This is a genomic window from Anaeromyxobacter soli (assembly GCF_022808855.1).
In the GTDB taxonomy this organism is placed as follows: domain Bacteria; phylum Myxococcota; class Myxococcia; order Myxococcales; family Anaeromyxobacteraceae; genus Anaeromyxobacter; species Anaeromyxobacter soli.
Genome location: NZ_JAKZLF010000039.1, coordinates 17,485 through 40,828 on the forward strand (window position 1 = coordinate 17,485; position 23,344 = coordinate 40,828).

Here is a 23,344-nt window from a genome sequence, read left to right on the forward strand (position 1 = left end):
TGCTACCGGCGGACCCCCTCAACCCCTCCCGATCCACTCCACCGCCCTCCGCCCCATCTCCGGCAGCCCCGCCCGGAAGAGCGCGTCCGCGTCCGGCACCGTGTCCACCTGCGCTCCCTCGCACTCCCCGGTCTGCACCCGCGCGCCGTGCTCCGGGACGAGCACGAGCACGCGCGCGCCGGCCGCCGGGCGCGGCGCGCGCTCCGGGGCGACGAGCACGAGCCGCGCGAGCTCGGGACGCGCCGCCGCGAGGGCGAGCGCGGTCTCGCAGCCGGACCCCACCCCCGCGAGCGCGATGGATCCACCGGCGGTCTCGGCGAGGTGTCGCAGCGCGGCGAGGGCGTCGTCGAGCGCGCGCGCGGGATCCGGCGCGCCCTGCGAGGCGCCGACGCCCCGGTGCTGGAACCTGAGCGAGGGGTGCCCCGCGCGCGCCGCGCTCCAGGCGAGCTCGGCCACGGGCGGCGCGTCCATGCCGCCGCCGCCGAGGGGCGGGCAGACGAGCAGCGCCGGGCGGCGTGACCCGCGGTGATAGAGCGCCTCGAGCACGAGCCCCTGCACGTCCACGAGCGCGGGCCGCTCCAGGAACTGGCCGGTCATGACCATGCGGAGGCGATTGTAGCCGCGGCGCCGGGGCGACGCGCAGCGCGCGCGCCCGGGCGGCCCGGAGCGGCGCGTCAGCCCGCGGCCGCTCCGACCGGCGACGACCACGAGCCCGGCTTGAACAGCCGGAAGAGCGTGTCGTAGTCCACCGGCTTCGTGAGGTGCTGGTCGAAGCCGGCGGCGATGGCGCGGCGCCGGTCCTCCGGCTGCCCGTAGCCCGTCACGGCGACGAGCTTCACGCCCTGGCCGAGCGCGCCGCGGACCCGCCGCGCGACCTCGTAGCCGTCGAGCCCGGGCAAGCCGATGTCCACGAGCATCACGTCGGGGTGATCCGAGAGGGCGCGCGCGACGCCGCGGAGCCCGTCCTCGACCGCGTCGACCTCGTGGCCGAGGTGCTCGACGAGCAGGCGGAGCGCGTCGCGGTTGTCCTCGTTGTCCTCCACGACGAGGACGCGGAGCTTGCCCGCGCGCGGCTCCTGGCGGGGCAGGGGCCGCTCCCCCGCCTCGGTGACCGCGGCGATCGGGAGCGACACCTCGAACTCGCTCCCCAGGCCCGGCCCCGGGCTCCGCGCCTCGACGGTGCCGCCGTGCTGGTCGACGAGCCGCTTCACGAGCGCGAGGCCGAGCCCCAGCCCACCCTGGGCGCGGTCGATGGTCGTCGCGGCCTGGGTGAACGGCTCGAAGATGCGGGAGATCATCTCGGGCGGGATGCCGATCCCGTCGTCGCAGACGCGGATCGAGGCCTTCTCGTTGCGCCGGGCGACGAGCACGGTGACGCGCCCGCCGGAGGGCGTGTACTTGAGCGCGTTCGCGAGGAGGTTCGCGACGATCTGCTCCACGCGGACCGAGTCGGCGTGGACGGGGACGCGCTCGCGCCAGAGGGACACCGCGAGGTCGAGCCCCTGGAGCCTCGCGGCCTCGGCGAGCCCCGCCACCGCCTCGCCGACGATCTCGTTGAGGTCGACGACCTCGCGCCGCAGCGTGATCTGCCCGCGGGTGACGCGCGAGACCTCGAGCAGGTCGTCGACGAGCCGCGCGAGCCGCCGCGCCTGGCGGTCGATGATCCCGCGGGGGCGCTCGTCGTCGGAGGCGCGGACGAGCGGCAGCGCGAGGAGGATCGCGCCGAGCGGGTTGCGCAGCTCGTGGCCGAGCATCGCGAGGAACTCGTCGCGGGCGTCCACCGCGCGTCCGAGCTGGCGCATGAGGTCGCGCGCGGCGTACTGGCGGCGGCGGTTGCGTACCGCGAGCTTCACCGCGCCGAGGAGGGTGAGGACCTGCGCGGGCCGCTCGACGAGCGTCACGTTGCCGAGCGCCTCGAGGGTCTCCGGCGCAGGCGACGCGGCGGGCAGGCGCAGGCCGGCGGGGCACAGGACGATGACCGGCAGGTCCGACCACGCCTCCTGCAGCCCGAGCGCGCCGGAGAGCTCGGTGAGGGCGTCCGGGCCGAGGGCCTCCGCCTCGAGCACCAGCGCCGCCGCGCCGCGGCCGAGCTCGCTGGCGAGCGTGGTCGTGTCGGAGAGGGAGACGACGTTCAGCCCCGCGCGGCGCAGCGCCGGCCCCGCCAGGTCGGCGCCGTGGGCGGTGGGCATGAGCAGGAGGACCCGGTCTTCGAGCTGCGAACCATCGTTGCCCATCGAATGCCTCCGGTCCCCGCCTCCGCCGCCCCGCAGGGCGCCCGCACCCCGCCGCCGTGGGTCGATAGCTCGCTTACCCGCACCGCGTTGTCGAGGGGCCTACCGAGGTTCCGCCCCAAGGAGGAGACGGTGCGGTCGCGCTCGACGTGTGGCGCGACCCATGCTCGGATCCGGCCCACCTGCTCCGGAGGTCCACGTGATCCGCCCGCTGCTCGTCGCCACCGCGCTCGCGCTCCTCGTCCCCGCCCTCGCGGGCGCGCGCGGACCCTCGACGGCCGAGGAGCGCCGGCGCGCGGTGCAGACCACGCGCAAGCTCGAGAAGGACCCGCTCGCGCGCGACGCGAACGACTCCCGCCGCTGGCTCCTCGACTGGATCGTCGCGATCCCCGACGTCCAGGTGCGGAGCTGCTCGGGTCCGCTGGACGTCCTCGTGGAGGACTCCGGCCCTCACGGGCGGGCTCTGTACCTCCAGTCCATCTTCGGGATGGCGACCTACCTCATCGAGCACCCGCGCGCCAAGGACGACTGGGTGGCGGTCCAGACCGCGGGCATCGAGAGCGTGCTCAGGGCGTACCGCTCCCTCCTGCGGGCCGACCCCGAGGCGCGGCGCGACGAGCTCGACGCGCTCCTCGACACGCAGAAGCGAGGGCGGCTCGCGCAGCTCGTCGAGGACACGATGGCCGAGTGCGGCAAGCCGCCCAAGGACGAGGGGATGGGGCCGGCGCCGCGCGGGTCGATCTGACGGACGCGGCCGCTCGCCTCGATCTCCCCCGCTCGTGCTTCGCGCCCCGAGGGCGGCTCAGCGCCGCGCGCCGGGCAAGAGGCCCATCCGGACGGCGAGGACGAGCGCGAGCAGGATCTGAAGGCCGAGGAGCAGCGTGAGCCGGAGCCACGCGGGCACCCGCCCCGGCCGGAAGCGGGTCGAGGGATCGGCCGGATCGCGCAGGACGAGCGCGGTCTCCGGGGAGAGCGGCCCCGCCGCGACGGAGCGGAACGCCGCGAGGAGCGGCGCGAGCGCCGCCGCGCCGAGGACGAGCGCGCCGAGCAGCGCCAGGAGGGGCGGGTTCTCCACCTCGGGCGCCGCGCGCGGCGCGGCGATGGCGAACAGCGAGACGAGGCCGTTGTTCGCGGCGTGGGCGGCGACGGCGGGCCACAGCGAGCCCGAGCGCCACGCGAGCCACCCGAACACGGCGCCGAGCACGAGCAGGGCCGGGAAGCGGACCGGGTCGAGGTGGATGACCGCGAAGAGCAGGCTCGAGCCGGCGATCGCGACGGCCGGCGCACGCCGCGCGAGCAGCGTCGTCTGCAGGTACCCGCGAAAGGCGATCTCCTCGCACGGCGGGGCGACGAACGTCGCGACGACCGCGAGGAAGACGCGCTCGGCGAGCGGGCGATCGAAGAGCTTCGCGACGTCGAAGGTCTCGATCCAGGAGCGCGGCATGACCTGCTGCGCGGCCGCCATGACGGCCATGGCGAGGAGGGTCCCGGCGACGCCGCAGAGCGCGCCCAGCACCACCGCGGCGGGGCGCACGCGCCCGAGCCGGAGGTACGGGACGGCGCGCAGGTTGGAGCCCAGCGTGAGCACGAGCGCGGGCAGGAGGAAGACGAACAGCTCCGACCAGACGAGGCCGGCGAAGACGTGGAGCGCCTGCGCGAGGAGCCCCGGCAGGAACAGCACGAGCAGCACCCCGAAGAACGCGAGCGCGCTCTTCCTCGCCGGCCGGGGCGCGGCCGTCGGTTCGGATGGGGCGGGGCTGGGATCCACGCCCGCGCAGGATGGCATCGGGTGGGCCCGCCGCAAAGCGCTTCGAGCGCCGCCCGTCCGGGCCTTTCGCTTGCCCGGAGCGCGACGCCACCCTCGCGCCTCACGACGGGCGCGGTCCGAACGGGCAACGCTGTAAGATGGCCCGCATGAACTTCCGCAACCGCACGGTCGTCCTGTGCGTCGGCGGCGGCATCGCCGCGTACAAGGCCTGCGAGGTCGGGCGCCTCGTCGTGAAGGGCGGCGGCACGCTGCGCGTCGCCATGACGCCGGCCGCGACGCGCTTCGTCGGGCCGCTCACCTTCCAGGCGATCTCCGGCGCGCCCGTCCTCGTCGACCTGCTCGATCCCGCGGCCGACCTCGCCTACGGGCACCTCGGCCTCGCCCGCTCGGCGGACCTCGCCATCGTCGCGCCGGCCACGGCCGATCTCATCGCGCGGATCCGTGCGGGCATGGGCGACGACGGCGTGACGACCACGCTCCTCGCGATGCGGTGCCCCGTGCTCGTGGCGCCGGCGATGAACACGCGGATGTGGGCGAACGCGGCGGTCCAGGAGAACCTCGCGGCGCTCCGCGCGCGCGGGATGCACGTCGTCGGCCCGGAGGCGGGGGAGCTCGCGGACGGGGACGTGGGGGAGGGGCGCCTCGCCGACCCGGCGCAGATCGCGCTCGCGGCGGCGCGGCTCCTCGGCCGGCAGGACCTCGCCGGGCGCCGCGTGGTCGTCACCGCGGGGCCGACGCGGGAGCCCATCGACCCGGTGCGCTTCATCTCGAACCCCTCGACCGGGAAGATGGGCTACGCGGTGGCGGCGACGGCGGCGCGCCGCGGCGCGGAGGTGACGCTCGTCTCCGGGCCCACCGCGCTCGCCGACCCCGCCGGCGTCCGGGTCGTGCGCGTCGAGACCGCGGAGGAGATGGCGCGCGCGGTGGACGCGGCGGCCGGGGGCATGGATCTCTTCGTGGGCGCGGCAGCGGTGTCCGACTACCGGCCGCGCGAGGTCGCGCCGCAGAAGCGGAAGAAGTCCCCGGGGGAGGAGACGCTCGTCCTCGCGCGCACGCCGGACATCCTCGCCGGGCTCGGCGCGCGGCTCGCGGACCGTCCGGACGCGCCGGTGCTGGTCGGGTTCGCCGCCGAGACGGAGGACGTCATCGTCCACGCGCGCGAGAAGCTGAAGGCCAAGCGCTGCGATCTCGTGGTCGCGAACAAGGTGGGCGCGCCCGGCGCCGGCTTCGGCTCGGACACGAACCGGGTCGCCCTCGTCTCGTCGGGCGAGCTCGCCGAGATCGAGGGGACGAAGGAGCAGGTCGCCGAGGCGATCCTCGACTGGATCCTCCCGGTGCTCGACGGGCGGCGGCCGAAGGCGAGCTAGCAGGCCGTCGAGGAACGGCGCTTCACGGCGCCGTTCCGGAAGGCGCTCGCCAGCCACGGGGATGAGCGGGGCCGGATCGCGGTCCGTCTTCAGGCGACCAGCTTCGCGAGCGAGGACGGCAGGACGAGCTTGCCCTCGATCGCGCCGCGGAAGCTCTCGCGGGTCTCCGCCGCGATCTCGTGGGCGTCGCGGGCGAGGACGTACCGCCGCGCGGTGCGCTGCTTGAGCTGCTTGCGGAGGTCGCTCGCGAGCCGGATGTTGCGCGCCCCGGTGGCGTCCGCGCGGGCGGCCTGGCAGCGCTCGCCCTCGGTGAGCAGGCCGAGGATCGCCTCGAGCGCGAGGCCGTTCGTCTCGGTGACGAGGTCCGGCTCGAGCACCAGGTTCCGCTCGGGCGCGAGCAGCGAGCGCGACACGTGGTGGAACCGGGTCATGCGCGCGCTCGCCAGGAGCGAGCGGAAGAGCTGCTTCGAGACGCCGAAGGGGAGCACCGACGCGCCCGCGAGCGTCCGGTCCAGGAAGGCGTCGTGCTCGCGCAGCGCGCGGGTCGAGACCTGCCGGGCGAGCCGCGACAGCGTCCGGTCCATGCGCTGGTCGTAGCGCAGCTCCCAGTAGGCGTGGCGCGTGTTCGTCTTGTGGAACGAGGCGACCGTCTTGAACGGGACGTAGTAGTTGTGGGCGACCGTGTCGGCGGAGAGGTGGGCGAGGAAGCCGAGCGCGAACGCCTGCTCCGCGCCGGGCTTCGCTTGCTTGAAGACGTTGAAGCCCACGCGCCAGTTGTGACAGTGGTACAGGTACCTGGCCATGTTCTTGCCGACCACGATGTCCGCCGCGAGCGACCCGTACAGGAAGTCGTGGCCGAAGTCCTGGAGCAGGCCGCGCATCGAGGGCTGCACCGCGCCGAGGCTGGCGAGCGCCTGCGCCGAGAAGCTGAGGTGCGCGAGCGGGCCCCACGCGTGGGCCTCGGACGGTAGGAACAGGACGAGCAGCGCGACGACGGCAAGTGGCAGGGTGGCGAGCAGGCGCTTCGTGGTCATCTGGTCGGGATTCTAGGTTCCGGATCAGTCGCGTCGCAACGCGCGGATCCGTATTTCTCGTGGGGTCGAGCGGCCGTGAGCAAGCACGTCGGGCAGGGGAGCGAGGAGCTCGCGCGAGTCGCCGAGGAGGCGCTTCGCCACCTCACGTGGCTGCGCTCCGCGGGCGTCGCCGAGATCCCCGAACCGGTGTTGCCGCCGTCCACCTCGAGGGAGCCGCCGCCGCAGGGAGCGATTCGAGCCGCCCCGACCGCCCCGGCCGCGCCACCTCCTCCCGGCGTGGGGAGCTCGCCGGCGCCCTCCGAGGGCGAGTACTCCCTCGCCGGCAAGGGGTGCGGCAGCCCCGCGCTGCTCGCGCTGCGGCAGGACCTCGGCGAGTGCACGCGCTGCAAGCTCGCCGGAGGCCGGACGCACCTCGTGTTCGGCGTGGGCAACCCGCAGGCGGAGCTGATGTTCGTCGGCGAGGGGCCGGGGGCCGACGAGGACGCGCAAGGAGAGCCCTTCGTCGGCAAGGCGGGGCAGCTCCTCACCCGGATGATCGAGGCGATGGGCTTCCGGCGCGAGGACGTCTACATCGCGAACGTGGTGAAGTGCCGCCCCCCCGGGAACCGCAACCCCGAGCCGGACGAGATCGCGGCGTGCGAGCCGTTCCTGCGCCGGCAGATCGACGCCATCTCACCGAAGGTGATCGTCGCGCTCGGCAAGTTCGCGGCGCAGACCCTGCTCCGCGACCCGACGCCCATCAGCAGGCTCCGCGGTCGCTGGTCGACCTACGGCGGCGTGAAGCTCATGCCGACGTTCCACCCGGCCTATCTCCTCCGCAGCCCGGAGGAGAAGAAGAAGGCGTGGGAGGACCTGCAGCTCGTCATGAAGGAGCTCGGGCGGCCCACGCCGCGGAGGTAGCCATGCGCCTTCTCTCGAGAGCGCGCCTCACCGTCGCGGCCACGGCCGCGATCGCGGCGGCGCTCGCGCTCGCCGCCCCCGTCGCGCCGCCCGCTGCCGGCGCGCAGCGGGTGCTCACGCTGGAGATCCGCGGTCCGATCACCGGCGGGACCGCGGAGTACGTCGAGGCGGGGCTCGCGAAGGCGCGCGAGGGCGGCTACGCGGCGCTCGCCGTCACCCTCGACACGCCGGGCGGCGCGCTCGACGCCACCCGCGAGATCGTGCAGGCGATGCTCGCCTCGCCCACCCCGATCGTCGTGTGGGTCGGCCCCGCCGGCGCGCGGGCGGGCTCGGCGGGCGTGTTCCTCACGCTCGCCGCGGACGTCGCGGCGATGCACCCGACCTCCAACATCGGCGCCGCCCATCCGGTGACCGGCTCCGGCCGCGACGTCGCGGAGGAGGCCGGCAAGGACATGGCGAAGAAGGTGGAGAACGACACCGCCGCCTTCGCGCGCAGCGTCGCGGCCGCCCGCGGCCGGAACGCCGACTGGGCGGAGCGCGCGGTCCGCGAGAGCGTCGCCATCACCTCGGCCGACGCGGTGAAGCAGCGCGTCGTGGACTTCACCGCGCCGGACCTCCGCTCCGCGCTCGACGCCGCGGACGGGCGCAAGGTGAAGACCTCCGCCGGAGAGAGCACGCTGCGGACCCGCGGCGCCGCGCTCGAGCCCTACGAGAAGACGCTCCGCCAGAAGCTCCTGTCCTTCCTCGCCGACCCGAACGTCCTCGCGATCCTCATGCTCGTCGGCACCCTCGGGATCGCGCTCGAGCTGTACCACCCCGGCTCCTTCGTGCCGGGCGTCGTCGGCGCGTTCGCGCTCTTCCTCGGCTTCATGGGGATGCGGGTCATCCCGGTGAACGCGGGCGCGGTGATCCTCCTGCTCGTGGGGGCGGCGCTCCTCGTCGTGGAGGCCTACGTCACGACCCACGGCCTCGCGGGCCTCGGAGGGACGGCGTGCCTCGTGCTCGGCCTGCTCTTCTTCGTGGATCAGGCCTCGCCCGACTACCGCTTCGCGCCGGGCGCGCTCCGGATCTCCCCCTGGATCGTCTGGCCCACGCCCATCGCGGTCGCGCTCGCGCTCGGCTTCATGGCCTGGAAGATCGCCGCGACGCGGCGGCGCCCGCTGCAGCTCGGGGCGCCCGGCCTCCTCGGCAGCGCGGGCGAGGCGCTCTCGGACGTCGGCCCGGCCGCGGGCGAGGTCTTCGTCCACGGTGAGTACTGGCAGGCGCGCAGCGCGCTCCCGATCCCGAAGGGGGCGCGCGTCCGCGTCGTCGCGGTCGACGGTCTCACCGTGAAGGTGGTCGCGGAGGCGGCCGCCGCGGGATAGTAGGGCCACGCTGCGAAGCAAGCCGCTCCACGAACGGTCCTGGAGGTCCAGACGTGCCGCTCATCGGAATCGCCATCCCCATCGCCGTCGTCCTGCTCTGGTTCCTCTCCGGCATCCGGATCATCAACGAGTACGAGCAGGGCGTGATCCTGCGGCTCGGCCGGTTCGCCGGCATCCGCACCGCGGGGCTCAAGTGGATCATCCCGTTCATCGACCGGATGATCATCATCGACATGCGCATCACCGCGGAGCAGGTGCCGCCGCAGGACGTCATCACGCGGGACAACGTCTCCGTGAAGGTGAACGCGGTCATCTACTTCCGCGTGCTCCAGGCGGACCGCGCCTTCCTCCAGGTGACGGACTTCCTGTTCGCGACGAGCCAGTTCGCCCAGACGACGCTCCGCTCCGTGCTCGGCCAGGTGGAGCTCGACGACCTCCTCAGCCAGCGCGACAAGATCAACCGCCAGCTCCAGGAGATCATCGATCGTCACACCGAGCCGTGGGGCGTGAAGGTCACCGCGGTCGAGGTGAAGCAGGTGGACCTCCCGGACGAGATGCGGCGCGCGATGGCGAAGCAGGCCGAGGCGGAGCGAGAGCGGCGCTCGAAGGTCATCGCGGCCGAGGGCGAGTACCAGGCCGCCGAGAAGCTCGGCCAGGCCGCCGACGTCATCGCCCGCTCCCCCGGCGCGCTGCAGCTCCGCTACCTCCAGACCCTCGTCGAGATCGCCGCGGAGAAGAACTCCACCGTGGTGTTCCCCCTCCCCATCGACCTCGTGAAGCCGTTCCTCGACCTGGGGAAGCTCCCGGCCGCGAAATAACTCCGCGGCGCGCGCGTAGAGCGATCCGTCCCTCTGGGGAGAGAGGACCGGCGGGGGGTGTCCGGCGCACGGGCCGGGCATCCCTCGGCCGCTTTTCGTCCGATCGGGAGCCTCCATGCGCCTCGCCCTCGCGGCCGTCGCCGCCGTCGCCACCCTCTCCGCCGCCACGCCCGCCCTCGCTCGCGGACGCCTGGACGGCGACGGGAACGTCACCACCGAGCAGCGCGAGACCGGCGCCTTCGATCGCATCTCGCTGCGCGGCGCCGTCGACGCGGTCGTGAAGGTCGGTCCGCCACGCGCGGTGTCGGTCGTGGTCGACTCCAACCTCCAGCCTCACGTCCGCGCGCGCGTCGAGGGCAGCACGCTCGTGGTGGACACCGATGACGACGTCCGGCCGTCCCGCGAGGCGCGCGTCATCGTGACCGTCCCGGAGCTCCGGGCGCTCGAGACCCGCGGCTCGGGCGAGGCGGTCGTCGACGGCGGCAAGGGAGACCTCGCGCTCGACACGACCGGCTCGGGCGAGATCCGCTGGCGGGGCGAGGCGGCGCGGCTCGAGGTCACGACGAGGGGCTCGGGCGAGATCACCCTCGCGGGCAAGGCGGAGACCCTCGTCGGGCGCACGATGGGGTCGGGCGACATCCGCGCGCGAGAGCTCACCGCGCACGACGCCGACGTCCGTACGTCCGGGTCGGGCGCCGTGGAGCTGACGCTCGGTGGCGGAGCCCTCCGCGCGCGCACGAGCGGCTCGGGTGACGTGACGTGGCACGGCGAGGGGCGAGTGGAGGAGGCGAAGTCCGCGGGGAGCGGCAGCATCTCGCGCGGAGGCTAGTGGCTGGAATGCGAGAGGCCGCCCCGCGACGGGACGGCCTCTCGATGCCGGGACCCGCTCGTGCTTGAAGCGCTCAGCAGGAGCGGAGCAAAGACTGCTCGCCTCCGAGCCTGTCGAAGGGCGAGCGGTGGGCCGGGTCGACTCGAGCGATCAGCGCCATCAGTCCGCCGGCGGCGTGAAGGGCGGCGGCGGCACGTAGCAGCAGGTGCACGCGGTCGCGTCCTTCTCGTCGCAGATCCAGAGATCTCCCTGGCCCCACACGTGAACGTAGACGTAGTCGGAGTGGGGGTTACCCGATTTGCTGCCGGCCATCAGCTTCCAGCCCGGCGCCTTGCCGTTCGCCTCGGTGTACTTGATGGCGGTGCCGTCCGGGACGACGAGCGCGTCGATCTGCTCGCCGTCGCCGTTCCCGTCCTCGACGCCGCCGATGCCAGGGCACCCGTTGTAGAGCTTGAGGCCGTGCCCATCCGCCGACTGCAGGAGGAAGAAGCCGTCCGGATTCTGCGGCGTGGCCTCGTTCTTCGTGCCCGGAGCGGTCGACCACCCGCCCGGAACCCCATCGAACTTCTCGGGCTGCGCCGCCGGGTTCCACGTCTCGGGGCACGAGGGTGGCAGGTGGGCCGCCGCCAGGGTCGGTAGCGTCAGCATCGCGCCCATCGCACAGCCGAACACGCCCGTCCTCACTCGCTGACTCCAGTTCATCCCCCGACCTCCTCCGTTCGCCGGGTCTCCATGGCCCGTCGGCCCGAGGCTGTGCGTCGCGGAGGCCCGGCGCATCCCCCGCCGACGGCGACGCGCGGCGAATTCGACGGTCAGGTGGAGTTCATCCAAGGCGTGACCCCGGGCCATGACGCGAGACCGTGGGACTTCCCCTGCGGCGTCGCGCTCGCCGGGCTCCTGAGCGTCTTCCCATCGAGGAACGTGATGAGGGCCCGGGCAGGCGGGCGAAGGAGATGAGGCGCGCACCGCGCGCGGAGCCGACCGGCTGGCTGGGTCGAGATGGAGGACGGCGGCGCTCATGATCAGAGCTCCGCGACCACGTCTCCGTCCGGAGTCGTCCAGGCCCGGCTCATCACCGGGGTGTTGTGCGCGAAGCCGACCTCTCCGCGCGGTCCGACGACGATCACGCCGCCCTCTCCTCGCACGCGACGGCCGAGCGCGGCGATGGCCTCGCGCGCCGCGTCCATGGGCGTCGCGCCGCGACCGACGCGATCCGCGACGAAGCGCGCGAGCGTGAGCTGGATGATCCGCTCGCCATGGCCGGTACACGAGACGGCGGCGAGCGCGTCGTCGGCGTAGGTGCCGCAGCCGATGAGCGGCGTGTCGCCGACGCGGCCCGGGAGCTTCAGCTGCATGCCGCCCGTCGAGGTCGCGGCGGCGAGGTGTCCCCGCGCGTCGCGCGCGACCGCGCCGACCGTCCCGAACTTCTTCCCGGGCAAGGTCCCCGCGGGCCCGGTCCCGGCCGCAGCGGCGCGCGCCTCCTCCCATCGCGCGCGCTGGCGGGCCGTCACGAGCAGCGCGTTCTCGTACGGCGGGATCCCCGCCTCGCGCGCGAACGCGGACGCGCCCGGCCCGGCGAGCAGCACGTGCTGCGACCGCTCCATCACCGCGCGCGCTAGGGTCACCGGGTTCCGCACGTCCTTCACCACCGCGACCGCGCCGCAGCGGAGCGTCTCGCCGTCCATGATCGAGGCGTCGAGCTCCACGTCGCCCGCGGCGGTGAGGGTGGCGCCGGTGCCCGCGTTGTAGGTGGGGTCGTCCTCGAGCACCCGCACCGCGGTCTCCACCGCGTCGAGCGCGCTCCCGCCGGCGCGGAGCACCGCCTGGCCCGCCTCGCAGGCCCGGCGGACGCCCTCCAGGCGCGGGGCGTCGGCGCCCCCGGATGAGGCTGGGTCATCGGAACCGAGGCTTCCGGCTCCGCCGTGGACGATGATGGCGGGCGAGGCGGCAGGGGGCATGTCGGGGTCGGCAGGTTAGAGAGGGCGCCGCGCGCGGGCAAGGCCGGCGCGGTAAAGCTTCGGTTGGCGCGCCGGATCGGCGCATCCTATGTTCCCGGGCGCCCGGAGGTCCCTCCGGAGCTCCCGACGACGAGAGGTCATCAATGCCCGGACGCGAAGTGGTCATCGTGGGGGCGGCGCGTACGCCCATCGGCTCGTTCCTCGGCTCGCTCGCGAGCGTCACCGCCCCGCGGCTGGGCGCGACCGCCATCCGGGCGGCGCTCGAGCGCGCGGGCGTCGAGCCCTCGGCGGTGGACGAGGTCGTGATGGGGAACGTGCTGCAGGCGGGCGTGGGTCAGGCGCCCGCGCGGCAGGCGGCGCTCTTCGCGGGCCTCCCGGAGAAGACGCCCTGCTGGACGCTCAACAAGGTCTGCGGCTCCGGGCTCAAGGCGGTCATCTCGGGCGCGCAGGCGATCGCCCTCGGCGACGCCGAGGTGGTGGTGGCGGGCGGGATGGAGTCGATGTCGAACGTCCCGTACTACGACCGCGCCGCGCGCACCGGCGCGCGCATGGGCAACGTCGAGCTCGTGGACGGGCTCGTCCACGACGGCCTGTGGGACGTGTACAACCAGCAGCACATGGGCATGTGCGCCGAGGCCTGCGCGACCACGCAGGGCATCTCGCGGGCCGCCCAGGACGAGTACGCGCTCGAGTCCACCCGCCGCGCGATCGAGGCGTGGCGGAGCGGCGCCTTCAAGGCCGAGATCGTCCCGGTGGAGGTCGAGGCGAAGCGTGGCGAGAAGACGCTCGTCTGGGACGACGACGGGCCCAAGAACGCGAAGCCCGACAAGATCCCGGGCCTCCGGCCGGTCTTCAAGAAGGACGGCAGCGTCACCGCAGCGAACTCGTCGTCCATCAACGACGGCGGCGCCGCGGTGGTGCTCATGAGCGCCGAGCGCGCGGCGCGCGAGGGCCGCACCGTCCTCGGCCGGCTGCGCGCCTGGGGCGGGGCCGCCCGGGCACCGGTCGAGTTCACCATCGCCCCCGCGGACGCGGTGAAGCTCACGCTCGAGAAGGCGAAGCTCGCGACGAGGGACGTCGACCTCTGGGAGATCAACGAGGCGTTCGCGGTGGTGTCGATCGCGAACAACCGGCTCCTCGACCTGGACGCGAAGAACGTCAACGTGCGCGGCGGCGCGGTGGCGCTCGGTCACCCCATCGGCGCCTCGGGGGCGCGCATCCTCGTGACGCTGCTCCACGCGATGAAGGACCTCGGCAAGCACCGCGGGCTCGCGTCGCTCTGCATCGGCGGCGGCGAGGCGGTCGCGCTCGTGGTCGAGCGCTGAGGAGCTCCCATGAACAAGCTCGTCGAGTCGGCCGACGCGGCGGTGGCGGACATCCGGGACGGCGCGACCCTCATGGTCGGCGGCTTCGGCCTGTGCGGCAACCCGGAGAACCTCATCGCCGCGCTGCACCGCAAGGGCGTGAAGGACCTCACCGTCATCTCGAACAACTGCGGCACGACGGACCAGGGCCTCGGCATCCTCCTGAAGGCGCGCCAGATCCGGAAGATGGTCTCGTCGTACGTCGGCGAGAACAAGGAGTTCGAGCGGCAGTTCCTCTCGGGCGAGCTCGAGGTGGAGCTCGTGCCGCAGGGCACGCTCGCCGAGCGCATCCGCGCCGGCGGCGCCGGCATCGGCGGCTTCTACACCGCGACGGGCGTCGGGACGCAGGTCGCCGAGGGCAAGGAGACGCGGGTCATCGACGGGCGCGAGTACCTCCTCGAGCGTCCGCTCAAGGCCGACTTCGCGCTCGTGTACGCGTGGAAGGCCGACACCTGGGGCAACCTCCTCTACCGGAAGACGACGCGCCAGTTCGGCCCGATGATGGCAAGCGCCGCGAAGATCACGATCGCGGAGGTGGAGCACGTCCTCCAGCCGGGCGAGCTCGACCCCGACGCGGTCCACACGCCGAGCGTCTACGTGAAGCGCGTCGTGAAGGGCGAGCGGTACGAGAAGTGGATCGAGCGGCGGACGGTCCGTCCGCGGCCTTCCTGAGGAGGACCGAGACATGCCGCTCACCCGCGAGCAGATCGCCGGCCGCGTCGCCCAGGAGCTCCGCGACGGCTTCTACGTGAACCTCGGCATCGGGATGCCGACGCTGGTGTCGAACTACGTGCCGCCCGGCGTGGAGGTCGTGCTCCAGTCGGAGAACGGCATCCTCGGCGTCGGCCCGTATCCGTACGAGGGCGAGGAGGATCCCGACCTCATCAACGCGGGCAAGGAGACGGTGACCGTCCTCCCCGGCGCCTCGTTCTTCTCCTCGGCCGAGTCGTTCGCGATGATCCGCGGCGGCCACGTGGACCTCGCCATCCTCGGCGCGCTCGAGGTGTCCGAGCACGGCGACCTCGCCAACTGGCTCGTGCCCGGCAAGATGGTGAAGGGGATGGGCGGCGGGATGGACCTCGTCGCCGGCGCGCGGCGCGTGGTCGTGATGATGGATCACGCGACCAAGGACGGGCGCCCCAAGGTCCTGCGGCAGTGCGCGCTGCCCCTCACCGGCCGCCGCTGCGTCTCCGCCATCTGCTCCGACCGCGCCTGGCTCGACGTCACCCAGGACGGGCTCGTGCTCCGCGAGCTCGCGCCGGGCGAGACCGTGGACTCGGTCCAGCGGCTCACCGAGCCGAAGCTCATCGTCGCGCCGGACGTGAGGACGATGAAGGTCTGAGGCGGCGCTCACCCTTCGACGGGGAATCTTGGGCCCGCTCTTCACGCTCCTCACGGACTTCGGCGCCGGCTCCGGCTACCCGGCGCAGCTCAAGGCGGTGCTGCTCGCCGCGCATCCGGACGCGCGGCTCGTGGACGTGTCGCACGAGGTGCCCGCGTTCGACGTCCTGGCCGGCGCGCTCCTCCTCGAGGCGTGCGTGCCCTGGTTCCCGCCGGCGGCGATCCACCTCGCCGTGGTCGATCCGGGCGTGGGGACGGCGCGGCGCGCGCTGTGCGTCGTCGATCCCGCGGGGCGCCTGCTCGTCGGCCCCGACAACGGGCTCCTCACGCCCTTCCTCGGCGCGGGCGCGCGTGCGTTCGAGATCACCCCGGGCGTCGCGGTGCCGGCGCCGCGCAGCGCGACCTTCCACGGCCGAGACCTCTTCGCCCCCGCCGCGGCGTTCCTCGCCGCGGGTGGCGCGCCGGAGCGGCTCGGCCCCTCGCTCTCCGATCCGGAGCGGCTCGCCTGGCCCGGGGCGGAGCGCCGCGGCGGCGCCCTCGCCGGCGTGACGCTCGCCGCCGATCCGTTCGGGAACCTCGTCACCTCGGTGCGCGAGGCGGACCTCGCCGGCGCCGCGGTCGCGGAGGTGCGCGTCGGGGGGGAGCGCGTGCGCTTCGTGCGCACCTTCGGTGACGGCGCCCCCGGCGAGCTCGTCGCCTACGTGGGGAGCGGGGGCCGCGTGGAGCTCGCGGTGCGCGAGGGGAGCGCCGCGGCGCGGCTCGGCGCGCGCGGGGTCGGGGTGGAGCTCGTCCTCGCGTGAGCGCGTGAACGAATGGGCCTGCTGCACCTCGCGAAGGCCCCGATTCCTTCACGAGCTCTGGCGGGGTGCCGGTGAGGCGCACGCAGCGTCCTTGGCCGCCCCGATCGCTGCTGCTACAGTTTCGACATGCAACGCCCGCCGGGGAACAAGCGCAAGACCGCGCGCCTCCACCACGAGATCCCGGTGGCGTACCGCAGCGTCGGCAGCTTCCTCACGGACTGGGCCACGAACATCAGCCAGGGCGGGCTCTTCATCAACACCCGCAGCCCGCTGCCGGTCGGCACGGGCGTGAAGATCCTCATCCAGCTCCCCGGCGCGTCGTTCCCCTACCAGCTCACGGGTCGCGTCGCGCGGGTCACCGAGTTCGACAACCGCGTGAACCTCGTGCCCGGCATGGGGGTCGAGTTCACCGACCTCGACGACTCCAAGCGGAGCGACCTCGAGGCCTTCGTGAACCGGCTGCGCCACCAGCTCGAGGAGGCGTGAAGCCGCGCCTCTGCCCGCGCGAGCGCCGCGGTGACACCGGGCGCCGTCCGCGCTAACTCTCCTGGCCGTGCGAACCGAGCTCACGATCGACGACCTCGCCTCCGGCGGCGAGGGGGTGGGGCGCTCCGGCGCGCGGACGGTGTTCGTGCCGTGGACCGCCCCTGGCGATCGCGTCGTCGCCGACGTCCCCGCGGGCGAGGGGACGTCGCACGGGACGCTCGTCTCGCTCGAGGCCCCCGGCGCCGTCCGCGTCCCCGTGCCCTGCGTGCACTTTGGGCCAGGGGGCCTCTCGGAAGATCCCGATCGAGAGTGCGGCGGCTGCGAGTGGCTCCACGTCTCCTACGCCGCCCAGCTCGCCACGAAGGCGCGGACCGTCGCGGAGGCGCTGCGGCGCATCGCGCGGCTCTCGCCCGGCGCCTACGAGGCGCGCCCGATCCTGGGCTCCCCGTCGCCGCTCCGCTACCGCGCGCGCGCGAAGTTCCACCTCGACCGCGCGAGCGGCCGGCTCGTGTACTTCCGGCGGCGCTCGCACGCGCCGGTGCGGCTCCGCGAGTGTCACCTGCTCGACGAGCGCCTCGATGCGCTGCGCGAGGCCGTCGGGCCGGCGCTCGTCCGGGCGGGCCTCCCCGCGCGCGAGGTCGCCCTCGAGTGGTCCGCCTTCGAGGGGCGCGGAGCGGCGTGGCTCCTCCTCCCCGCGCTCTCGCCCGCGGTGCGCTCGCGCGTCGAGGCGCTCCTCCAGGCGGTGCCGGGGCTCGCCGGCGTGGTGCTGCAGGCCGAGGGTGCTCCGCCGGCCCTCGTGGGCGAGCCCGTGCTGCGCCACGCCCGGGTCCCGGGCGAGGCCGGCGCCGGGCTGCAGCGCTCCCGGCCCGACGTCTTCCAGCAGGCGAACCGCGGCGCGAACGCGCTGCTCGTCCGGGCCGCGCTCGACCTGCTCGCGCCCGACGGCCTCGACGTCCTCGAGCTGCACTGCGGGGCGGGGAACTTCACCGGTCCGCTCGCCGCGCGCGCCCGGGCCGTCGCGGCGGTGGAGGTCCAGGGGCCGGCGCTCGAGCTCGCCCGCGCCGACCTGGCCGGCGCCGGGAACGTCCGGTTCTTCGCAGGGGACGCGCTGAAGCTCGCGCTCGCGTTCGCGCGCGAGACCGGCCCCTCGGCGCGACGGTTCGGGGCGGTGCTCCTCGATCCCCCGCGGGAGGGGGCGAAGGGGATCGGGCCCGCGCTCCGGGAGCTCGGGGTCCCGCGCGCCGTCTACGTCTCCTGCGATCCCGCCACGTTCGCGCGCGATCTGCGCGCCTGCGTCGAGGCGGGCTTCCGGGTGGCGGCGGTGCAGCCGGTGGACATGTTCCCGCAGACGCACCACGTCGAGGCGGTGGCGCTCCTCACCGCGGCCCGCTGACCCTGCTGCGGGGACCCTGTCGCGGGGGGCGCTTGCGCGTCCGCGGTGACACGCGCATGACAGTCTCAGGCCACGCTCCCCACCCGCACGCCCTGGGAGAGAGCGAGAGCATGGACCGGAGACTTTCGATCGAGCGGTTCCCGGAGCGGACGCTGCCGCGGCTCATGGTCGCCGCCGCCCGTCGCGTCCCCGGGAAGGTCTTCATCCGGTACCTCGATCCCACGAGGCCCGACGAACCCCCGCGCGTCCTCACCTTCGGCGACTTCGCCGCCGGCGCGGGCCGCGCCGCCGCGTTCCTCCGCGACGCGGGGGTGGGCCCGGGCACGCGCGTCCTCCTCCTCGCAGAGAACTCGCCCGAGTGGCAGATGCTCGCCCTCGGGGCCCAGGCCCTCCGCGCCGAGCCCGCGACGCTGTTCGCGAGCCTCGCGCCCGAGCCGGTGCAGGGGATCGCGCGCCGCGTGCGGCCGCGCATCGCGTTCGTCGGCTCGGCGGCGCTCTGGGCCAAGCTCGCCCCCATCGCCGCCGAGCTCGCGGCCGCGGGGCTCGCGGCCATCGTCTCGGCCGAGCCGCTCGCGCCGGCCTCCGTGCCGGCGGGCGTCCGCACGGCGACGGTGGCGGAGGTGTTCGCGGGCGAGGGCCTCGACCTCGACGCGCTCGAGGCGCTCGCCCGCGCCGCGGGCGAGGAGGACCCGTTCCTCCTCCTCTTCACGAGCGGTACGACCGGGCGGCCGAAGGGCGTCCGCCTCGCGCAGCGCGCCATCGTGCACGCCATCGAGGGCGGTCACGTCGCCGTCGGCCGCACGCGGGAGGACGTCGGGCTCCACTTCCTCCCGTTCGCGCACGTCGCCGGGCACGATCAGTTCGCCCTCGCGCTGGCGGAGACGCACGGCCTCGTCATGCTCTCGCGCCGCGAGGACCTCGAGCGCGGGCTGGCGCTCGGCCCGACCTATCTGTTCTCCGTGCCGCTCGTCTACGAGCGGATCCGCGGGGCCGTCGAGGCGAAGCTCGCGGCGCTCCCCGGTCCGCTGCGCGCGCTCGCGAACGCGTCGCTCGCCGCCGCGGCGCGGGTCCGCGTCGACGGCGGGCGCTCGGCGCGCGATCGCGCGCTCACCCGGCTCGCCGACCGGCTCGTGGGGAGGGCGGTGCGCGCGAAGCTCGGCGGCCGGGTGCGCGGCCTCTTCTCCGGGGGTGCCCCCGCGGCGCCCGCCCTGTTCCGCTTCTTCGAGGCGCTCGGGATGCCGTTCGTAGAGCTGTACGGCATGAGCGAGACGGCCGGGCTCATCTCCTCGAACCTGTTCTCCGGCGGGCGCCGCGCGGGGAGCGCCGGCGTCGTCACGCCCGACCACGAGCTCCGCTTCTCGCCCGAGGGCGAGCTGCTCCTCCGGGGCCCGCTCCTCCTCACCGGCTACCTCGAGCGCGAGGACGAGCAGGGCGCGTACACCGAGGACGGCTTCTTCCGCACCGGCGACATCGGCCAGCTCGACGCGGAGGGGCTGCTCCGCATCGAGGGGCGCAAGAAGGACCTGATGGTGCTCTCGACCGGCAAGAAGGTGACGCCCGAGCCCATCGAGCTGGCCATCGCGTCGGCCGCGCCGTTCCAGGGGGCGATGCTGCTCGGGGAGGGGCGGCCGTTCGTGGCCGCGGCGGTGTTCGTCGCGGCGGAGGAGCTCGCGCGGATCGCGGCGGCAGGGAAGGACGCGGCCCAGGAGCTGCTCCCGCGCGCCCGCGCCGCGCTCGGCGCGTTCAGCGACTACGAGAAGCCGAAGCGGCTCGTGGTGATCCCCGGCTCGCCGCAGGATCACCCGGCGCTCATCACGCCCACGCTCAAGCTGAAGCGGGACGCGCTCGTCGCGTTCCTCGGCTCGACGGTGACGGACCTCTACGCGGCTCCAACGGGCAGCGCGTGAGCGACGGGGGCTGATTCGCGCGGCACCTCCGGCGTCGCGAGCCCCGATCCGTCCGTTCAGGCCAGGCGTCCTCGCGAGTCACCCCGCCGCGGGCGCCGCCGCCTGCCGCTCGGCGGCGGCGGCCCGCTCTATCGCCGCGAGCCGCTCCACGAGCACCGGGTGGCTGTAGTGCCACGCGCTGTACCAGGGGTGCGGGTGGAGGTTCGAGAGGTTCTCGCCGTTGAGGCGCACGAGCGCGGTCTCGAGCGCCTCCGGCGCGCCGGCGAGGCGCACCGCGTACCGGTCGGCCTCGTACTCGTGCCGGCGCGAGAGCCGCGCCGCGAGGGGCGAGAGCCAGAACACGAACGCGCCGCCCCCGAGCGACACGAGCGCCAGGGCGGCGTGCAGGCTCGGGCCCTCGAAGCCGAACGCGGCGTAGAGCGGCGGCCAGGGCACGAGGCGCGAGAGCGCGAACAGCAGGAGGAGGGTGCCTGCCGCGGAGAGCGCGAGCCGGCGCTGCACGTGGTGCGCGCGGTAGTGGCCGATCTCGTGGGCGAGCACGCTCGCCGCCTCGTCCACGCTCATCTTCTCGACGAGCGTGTCGAACAGCACGATGCGGGGACGGAAGATCCCGGTGAAGTAGGCGTTCGAGTGGCCCGAGCGCCGCGACGCGTCCATCACGTACAGCCCGCGGTGGGCGAACCCGGCCTCGCGCGCGAGCGCCTCGACGCGCGCGCGCAGCGGCCCGTCCGGCAAGGGCTGGAAGCGGTTGAAGATGGGGGCGATGATCGACGGGTACAGCCACAGCAGGACGAGCTGGATCGCCACGTAGAAGGCGAAGAGCCAGACCCACCAGAGCGCGCCGGTGAAGCGCATGAACCCGTAGGTCGCGTAGAGGAGGGGGACGCCGAGCGCCGCCTGGAGGGCGAGCGCCTTCAGGCGGTCCACGAGCCAGAGGCGCAGGGTCGTGCGGTTGAAGCCGAAGCGCGCCTCGAGCACGAAGGTGTGGAAGAGCGCGAACGGGAGCGCGGCCGCGGAGAACGCGAGGCTCAGCGCGACCAGGAAGGCGGCGAACCGGTGCGCGCCCTCGAGCCCCGCCGCCGCGAGCCCCGCGTCGAGCGTGGGGAGCACGCCGGAGAGCAGGATCGCGAGCGTGAGCGCGGTGGAGAACGCCCCGTGCGCGAGCGCGAAGCGACCGTTCGCGAGCGTGTAGGCGCGGCTCCGCTCGGCCGTCGCCTCGTCGACGCGGCCGGAGAGAGGCCCCGGCACCCCGCGCGCGCGGGCGACGTGGCGCAGGTTGAGCAGGAGGAGACCGGTCTCGACCGCGTACTGGATGGCGAAGAGGACGAGGAAGACGGGCAGGACCCACGAGGTCATCGAGGGTGGTGATACCGCGGCCGCGCGGGCGGCGCACCGCGTGTTCCTCCTCTCCCCCGCGAACAGCGGGGGCGAGCGCATGGCGCTCGTCCTCTCCCCGCGCGCCCGCTTCGCCCTCGCGCACGCGGTCCAGGGCGACGGCGCGCCCCTGGGGGAGGTCTTCGCCTTCGCGAGCGGCCTCTACTTCCGGGGCAAGCTCGCCTATGCGCGTGCGTTCGGACGTCCGCCGCGGGACGTCCCGGGCGCGCTCGTGATCGCCCCGGGGGCGGGCCTCGTGCCGGTGGACGCCACGATCCGGGCGGCGGAGCTGCGCGCCTTCGCCGCGGTGCCGGTGGACGCCGGGGACGCGCGCTTCCGCGCCCCGCTCGAGCGCGACGCGCGGCTCCTCGGCGAGCGGCTCGGGCCCGAGGGCGAGGTGGTGCTGCTCGGCAGCATCGCGAGCCCCAAGTACGTCGAGCCGCTGCTCGCCATCCTCGGCCGCCGCCTGCTGTTCCCGCAGGACTTCGTCGGCCGGGGCGACATGAGCCGCGGCGGGCTCATGCTGCGGGCCGTGCGCGCGGGCGAGGAGCTCGCCTACGCGCCGGTGGACGGCGCCGTGCGCCGCGGGGCGCGCCCGCCCCGGCTGCCGCGCCTGCCGAGAGCCCCCGCGGGATCCGGCGACGAGCCGGCCGGCTCCGGTTAGGATCGGCCGCGTGTACGCGCGCGTCGCCGAGTTCGCGGGGCTGCTCCGCACGAACGGGGTGCGGGTCTCGCCCGCCGAGGTCGCCGACGCAGTCGAGGCCGCGGCGCTCGTGGGTGCCTCGGAGCGCGGGAGCTTCCGCGCGGCGCTCCGCGCGACCCTCGTGAAGCGCTCCCGCGACGTGCCGGTCTTCGACGGGCTCTTCGATCTCTACTTCTCGGCGCTCGGGGGCGCGCTCGGGGGGCTCGAGCGCGGCGTCGTGGGCGAGCTCGACGCGCAGGGGCTGCTCGAGGGGGACGACCTCGAGCTCGTCGCGCGGACCATGGAGGAGCTCCTCCGCGGCATGAGCCCGCTCGCGCGCGCCGCGCTGGGCGGCGACCCGGCGCTGCTCGCGCGCCTCCTGCGCGGGGCGGCGCTGCAGGTCGACTTCGGCGCGTTCGCGAGCGCCGGCGCGGCCGGGTTCCAGGCGCGGCGGCTCCTCGCGGCGGCGGGCGGCGGCGCGCTCGAGGACGACGCGGCCGCGCTGGAGCGCGCGCTGCGGGAGCGCGGGCTCGGGGCGGGCGCGCGCCAGCTCGTCACCGCCACGCTGGAGTCGGCGCTCCGCAAGGTGGAGGAGGCGGCCCGTCGCTGGGCGGAGCTGGAGGGGCGGGCGCGCACGCTGCGAGCCGGCCCACTCCCGGGGGGGCTCGCGCCGGTCTCGCGGGAGGAGGCGGCGCGTGTGGAGCTCGCGGTGCGCCGGCTCGCGGAGCGGCTGCGCGCGCGGCTCGTCCGGCGAGAGCGCTCGCGGAGGCGCGGCGCGCTCGCTGTGCGCAGGACGCTCAGGCGGAACCTGGCGCTCGGGGGAGTGCCGGCCCGGCTGGTGTTCCGCCACCGGCGGCGGGAGCGACCGGAGGTCGTGGTGCTGTGCGACGTGTCCGAGTCGGTCCGGCACGTCACCCGGCTCATGCTGCTCTTCCTCTACACGCTGCAGAGCCTCTTCACGCGGGTGCGGACGTTCGTGTTCGTCTCCGACCTCGCCGAGGTGACGGAGCGGCTGCGCGCGGAGCGGGACCCGACCCGCGCGGCGCAGCTCGCCGTCGCGGCGCGCGCGGTGAGCCTCTCCGCGAACTCCAACTACGGCCGCGCGCTCAAGGCCTTTCACGACGACTTCCGGGGGGCGGTCACCCGGCGCACCACCGTGATCGTCATCGGCGACGGGCGGAACAACTACAACGCGCCGGAGGCGTGGGTCCTCGACGAGCTCCGGCGGCGCGCGCGCCGCCTGCTCTGGATCTGCCCGGAGCCGCGCATGGCGTGGGGCATGGGCGACAGCGAGATGCCCCTCTATGCCCCGCGCTGCACGCGGGTGGCCACCCTGAGCTCGCTCGAGGAGCTCGAGGGGATCGCCGACGCGCTCGTGCCCGGGGGCGGCGGGTGAGCGCGCGCGGCGGCGTGCCGGGGTCGCGCGAGGCGCGCGCGCGCGAGCGGCGCTGGCTGGCCCTCGCGGTCGCCGTCTCCGCGATTCTCCACGCCGCCCTCCTCGCTGCGATGCGGGCCGGGCCGCTCGCGCCGCCGCCGGAGGAGCCCCTCACGGTCTCGCTCGTGGAGATCGAGCCCGGCGCGCGCGGCGAGGCCGCGGGCTCCGCCGCGGAAGGGCGGGCGGAGCGCGGCCGGCGGGCGGGCGAGGGCGCTTCTCCGGCTCCGGCGCCACGCGAGCGGGCCCCGGCGGCGGCCCTCGCCCCGGGCGCGGAGGCGGGAGCGCGCGAGCGC

22 protein-coding genes and 1 pseudogene are annotated in these 23,344 nt (G+C 74.8%); 16 read left to right on the forward strand and 7 right to left on the reverse strand.

What is annotated here, in order from left to right:
- Window positions 1-18 precede the first annotated feature (18 nt).
- Both MLV88_RS20505 and MLV88_RS20510 read right to left on the reverse strand, forming a co-directional pair.
- Complete coding sequence (locus MLV88_RS20505) at window positions 19-603, reverse strand: alpha/beta hydrolase (RefSeq protein ID WP_242339792.1); 585 nt, start codon at window positions 601-603, stop codon at window positions 19-21.
- Window positions 604-674: 71 nt separating this feature from the next.
- Entirely contained in the window at window positions 675-2,234 is a 1,560-nt protein-coding gene (locus MLV88_RS20510; protein WP_242339790.1) for a hybrid sensor histidine kinase/response regulator, read from the reverse strand.
- A gap of 196 nt (window positions 2,235-2,430) precedes the next feature.
- On the opposite strand from MLV88_RS20510, the gene MLV88_RS20515 reads away from it, so the two are divergent.
- Window positions 2,431-2,976 carry a hypothetical protein gene (locus MLV88_RS20515; protein ID WP_242339787.1) on the forward strand — a complete coding sequence of 182 codons (546 nt, stop codon included), beginning with the start codon at window positions 2,431-2,433 and terminating at the stop codon, window positions 2,974-2,976.
- A 57-nt stretch (window positions 2,977-3,033) separates the two neighbouring features.
- Here the strand turns inward: MLV88_RS20515 and MLV88_RS20520 are convergent, their stop codons facing one another.
- Window positions 3,034-4,017, reverse strand: coding sequence for a type II CAAX endopeptidase family protein (locus MLV88_RS20520; RefSeq protein WP_242361244.1), 984 nt, complete (start codon window positions 4,015-4,017; stop codon window positions 3,034-3,036).
- 128 nt (window positions 4,018-4,145) lie between these two features.
- Here MLV88_RS20520 and coaBC point away from each other — a divergent pair, with 128 nt between their 5' ends.
- Window positions 4,146-5,366 (forward strand): bifunctional phosphopantothenoylcysteine decarboxylase/phosphopantothenate--cysteine ligase CoaBC, encoded by a 1,221-nt coding sequence (gene coaBC / locus MLV88_RS20525; protein ID WP_242339783.1) that lies wholly within the window; start codon window positions 4,146-4,148, stop codon window positions 5,364-5,366.
- 89 nt (window positions 5,367-5,455) lie between these two features.
- On the opposite strand, the gene MLV88_RS20530 is transcribed toward coaBC, so the two are convergent.
- Window positions 5,456-6,400, reverse strand: a complete 945-nt coding sequence (locus tag MLV88_RS20530) for a zinc dependent phospholipase C family protein (protein WP_242339781.1) — start codon at window positions 6,398-6,400, stop codon at window positions 5,456-5,458.
- A 75-nt stretch (window positions 6,401-6,475) separates the two neighbouring features.
- Here MLV88_RS20530 and MLV88_RS20535 point away from each other — a divergent pair, with 75 nt between their 5' ends.
- The 4 genes from MLV88_RS20535 (at window position 6,476) to MLV88_RS20550 (ending at window position 10,311) form a co-directional block, all read left to right on the forward strand.
- Window positions 6,476-7,300 (forward strand): uracil-DNA glycosylase, encoded by an 825-nt coding sequence (locus MLV88_RS20535; RefSeq protein ID WP_242339779.1) that lies wholly within the window; start codon window positions 6,476-6,478, stop codon window positions 7,298-7,300.
- A gap of 2 nt (window positions 7,301-7,302) precedes the next feature.
- Window positions 7,303-8,664: an NfeD family protein gene (locus tag MLV88_RS20540; RefSeq protein ID WP_242339777.1), complete on the forward strand. Its 1,362-nt coding sequence runs from the start codon at window positions 7,303-7,305 to the stop codon at window positions 8,662-8,664.
- Between the two features lie 53 nt (window positions 8,665-8,717).
- A complete protein-coding gene (locus MLV88_RS20545) occupies window positions 8,718-9,482 on the forward strand; it encodes a slipin family protein (protein WP_242339775.1) in 765 nt (254 codons plus the stop codon).
- A 115-nt stretch (window positions 9,483-9,597) separates the two neighbouring features.
- Entirely contained in the window at window positions 9,598-10,311 is a 714-nt protein-coding gene (locus MLV88_RS20550) for a head GIN domain-containing protein (protein WP_242339773.1), read from the forward strand.
- Between the two features lie 159 nt (window positions 10,312-10,470).
- Here MLV88_RS20550 and MLV88_RS20555 read toward each other — a convergent pair whose 3' ends face one another.
- The gene (locus MLV88_RS20555; RefSeq protein ID WP_243338543.1) at window positions 10,471-10,983 is read right to left on the reverse strand and encodes a hypothetical protein; all 513 of its coding nucleotides are present in this window, start codon (window positions 10,981-10,983) and stop codon (window positions 10,471-10,473) included.
- A 350-nt stretch (window positions 10,984-11,333) separates the two neighbouring features.
- Window positions 11,334-12,269 (reverse strand): isoaspartyl peptidase/L-asparaginase family protein, encoded by a 936-nt coding sequence (locus MLV88_RS20560; RefSeq protein ID WP_242339764.1) that lies wholly within the window; start codon window positions 12,267-12,269, stop codon window positions 11,334-11,336.
- A gap of 143 nt (window positions 12,270-12,412) precedes the next feature.
- Here MLV88_RS20560 and MLV88_RS20565 point away from each other — a divergent pair, with 143 nt between their 5' ends.
- The 7 genes from MLV88_RS20565 to MLV88_RS20595 all read left to right on the forward strand — a co-directional run bounded on the left by MLV88_RS20565 (window position 12,413) and on the right by MLV88_RS20595 (window position 19,560).
- Window positions 12,413-13,594, forward strand: a complete 1,182-nt coding sequence (locus MLV88_RS20565) for a thiolase family protein (protein ID WP_242339762.1) — start codon at window positions 12,413-12,415, stop codon at window positions 13,592-13,594.
- Window positions 13,595-13,603: 9 nt separating this feature from the next.
- Complete coding sequence (locus MLV88_RS20570; protein WP_242339755.1) at window positions 13,604-14,305, forward strand: CoA transferase subunit A; 702 nt, start codon at window positions 13,604-13,606, stop codon at window positions 14,303-14,305.
- Window positions 14,306-14,318: 13 nt separating this feature from the next.
- Window positions 14,319-14,975, forward strand: coding sequence for a 3-oxoacid CoA-transferase subunit B (locus tag MLV88_RS20575; protein ID WP_242339751.1), 657 nt, complete (start codon window positions 14,319-14,321; stop codon window positions 14,973-14,975).
- A gap of 28 nt (window positions 14,976-15,003) precedes the next feature.
- The gene (locus tag MLV88_RS20580; RefSeq protein WP_242339749.1) at window positions 15,004-15,774 is read left to right on the forward strand and encodes an SAM hydrolase/SAM-dependent halogenase family protein; all 771 of its coding nucleotides are present in this window, start codon (window positions 15,004-15,006) and stop codon (window positions 15,772-15,774) included.
- 126 nt (window positions 15,775-15,900) lie between these two features.
- Window positions 15,901-16,260 (forward strand): TIGR02266 family protein, encoded by a 360-nt coding sequence (locus MLV88_RS20585; protein WP_242339746.1) that lies wholly within the window; start codon window positions 15,901-15,903, stop codon window positions 16,258-16,260.
- A gap of 67 nt (window positions 16,261-16,327) precedes the next feature.
- Window positions 16,328-17,653, forward strand: a complete 1,326-nt coding sequence (locus MLV88_RS20590; RefSeq protein WP_242339744.1) for a class I SAM-dependent RNA methyltransferase — start codon at window positions 16,328-16,330, stop codon at window positions 17,651-17,653.
- Between the two features lie 110 nt (window positions 17,654-17,763).
- Complete coding sequence (locus tag MLV88_RS20595; protein ID WP_242339742.1) at window positions 17,764-19,560, forward strand: AMP-binding protein; 1,797 nt, start codon at window positions 17,764-17,766, stop codon at window positions 19,558-19,560.
- 78 nt (window positions 19,561-19,638) lie between these two features.
- Here the strand turns inward: MLV88_RS20595 and MLV88_RS20600 are convergent, their stop codons facing one another.
- Window positions 19,639-20,916, reverse strand: coding sequence for a M48 family metallopeptidase (locus tag MLV88_RS20600; RefSeq protein ID WP_242339740.1), 1,278 nt, complete (start codon window positions 20,914-20,916; stop codon window positions 19,639-19,641).
- On the opposite strand from MLV88_RS20600, the gene MLV88_RS20605 reads away from it, so the two are divergent.
- From MLV88_RS20605 to MLV88_RS20615, 3 genes and pseudogenes are all read left to right on the forward strand, one after another.
- Window positions 20,873-21,598, forward strand: coding sequence for a hypothetical protein (locus tag MLV88_RS20605; RefSeq protein ID WP_242339738.1), 726 nt, complete (start codon window positions 20,873-20,875; stop codon window positions 21,596-21,598). The two genes, MLV88_RS20600 and MLV88_RS20605, sit on opposite strands and share 44 nt — an antisense overlap.
- Before the next feature lie 10 nt (window positions 21,599-21,608).
- Window positions 21,609-23,012 carry a VWA domain-containing protein gene (locus MLV88_RS20610; RefSeq protein WP_243338545.1) on the forward strand — a complete coding sequence of 468 codons (1,404 nt, stop codon included), beginning with the start codon at window positions 21,609-21,611 and terminating at the stop codon, window positions 23,010-23,012.
- A gap of 14 nt (window positions 23,013-23,026) precedes the next feature.
- A pseudogene (locus MLV88_RS20615) lies at window positions 23,027-23,344 on the forward strand (hypothetical protein); the annotation flags it as partial.